Below are 1,650 nucleotides of genomic sequence, written 5' to 3'. Positions count from 1 at the left end.
GCGAAGCGGAGGCCGCCACAGTGAAGCGATGCCGGCACACCCGCAGCCGCCTTTGCAGCGCGCAGCCCCTTGCGCCGTGGAGCCTGGGCTACGTCCCCGCAAGCAAAAGGCAAGTCACAAAGGATCAGTAAGTCCCCGGATAAGCCCCGCCATCCGCCAAGATGTTCTGCCCATTCAGATACCCCGCCTGAACGCTGCAAAGAAACGCGCAGATCGACCCGAACTCCGACGGCGTGCCGAAGCGCCGCGCCGGGATGTTCTTCTTGCGGCTTTCCCACACCGTGTCGAAGTCTTGCCCCGACTTCTTTGCAGCGCCCGCCATGGTGCCCTTCAGCCGGTCGGTTTCAAAGGCGCCCGGCAGCAGGTTGTTGATGGTCACGCCCTTCGCCGCGATGCCCGTGCGCGCAGCACCGGCGACGAAGCCGGTGAGCCCGCTGCGGGCGCCATTGGACAAGCCCAGGATGTCGATCGGCGCCTTCACCGAGCTCGACGTGATGTTGACGATGCGGCCGAAGCCGCGGTCCGCCATGCCGTCCACGGTGGCCTTGATCAGTTCGATGGGCGTCAGCATGTTGGCGTCCACCGCCTTGATCCAGGCCTCGCGGTCCCAGTCGCGGAAGTCGCCGGGCGGCGGGCCGCCCGCGTTGGTGACGACGATGTCGAAGTCCCGATGCAGCGCGAAGACCGCGGCGCGCGCATCGGCCGTCGTGATGTCGGCGGCCAGGGTCTTGACCCAAGGCCCGCCATGACCGGCCGCGGCCTCCAGCCTCGTCGCCGCATCGGCCAGGGCCTCGGCACCGCGCGCCACCACCACGACGTTCACGCCCTCGCGCACCAGCGCCTCGGCGCAGCCGTAGCCCAGGCCTTTGCTGGCGCCGCACACCAGCGCCGTTCTACCCTTGATTCCCAGATCCATGACGATTTCCTTCGAGGGGCATTCAACGCCCGAGCCGTGTGAAAACAAATATGCCGGCGATGACCAGCGCCGTGCCGGCTGCGATCCATACCGTGAAAGGCTCCCCGAGGATCAGCGCGCTCAGCACGATGGTCGACAGGGGCCCGATCATGCCCGTTTGCGCCGTCATTGCGGGCCCGACGCGCTCGACGGCCATCATCACCGCGAGCACCGGCAACGCGGTGCATGCAGTCGCATTGAGCACCGACAGCCAGATGACCGCGGGCGCCACCTGCAAGGCGACTTCCACCGGCCGCAGCAACAAAAACTGCACGATGCACAGCACGCAGGCCACGCTGGTCGCCAGCCCCACCAGGCGCAGCGAGCCCAGCCGCTTGACGAACTCGCCGCTGGCCACGAGGTAGATCGAATAACTCACCGCGCTCAGGAAAATCAACAGCGTGCCCCACGCCGCCGAGGTGCTCTGGCCCAGTCCGAGTTCATGGCCGAAGACCACCATCACGCCCGAGTAACTGATGGCCATGCCGAACATCTGCCCACGCGTGATCCGGCGCCGGAAAGCGATCCAGCCGAACAGCAGCACGAGCGTCGGGTTCAGGTACAGGATCAGCCGTTCGAGATTGGCGGTGACGTAGGCCAGGCCGGCGAAGTCGAGAAAGCTCGACAGGTAGTAGCCCGAAAAGCCCAGGCCGAACACGCCCATCCAGTCGCGCGCCGTCAACGCCGGCCTGGCC

The 1,650-nt window shown here is 66.7% G+C and carries 2 protein-coding genes; both read right to left on the bottom strand.

From position 1 onward, the window contains the following. Positions 1 to 124: 124 nt before the first annotated feature. Positions 125 to 916, bottom strand: a complete 792-nt coding sequence (locus B0W80_RS33985; RefSeq protein WP_077003532.1) for an SDR family oxidoreductase — start codon at positions 914 to 916, stop codon at positions 125 to 127. Between the two features lie 22 nt (positions 917 to 938). Then, positions 939 to 1,650: DMT family transporter (locus B0W80_RS33980; RefSeq protein ID WP_077003531.1), on the bottom strand; the 712-nt coding region annotated here is incomplete at its 5' end.

The organism is Variovorax sp. KK3, assembly GCF_001984055.1.
Classification (GTDB): Bacteria; Pseudomonadota; Gammaproteobacteria; order Burkholderiales; family Burkholderiaceae_C; genus Variovorax.
Note: the sequence above shows the minus strand (reverse complement) of the source record. Positions and strands in the feature narration are given on the sequence as shown.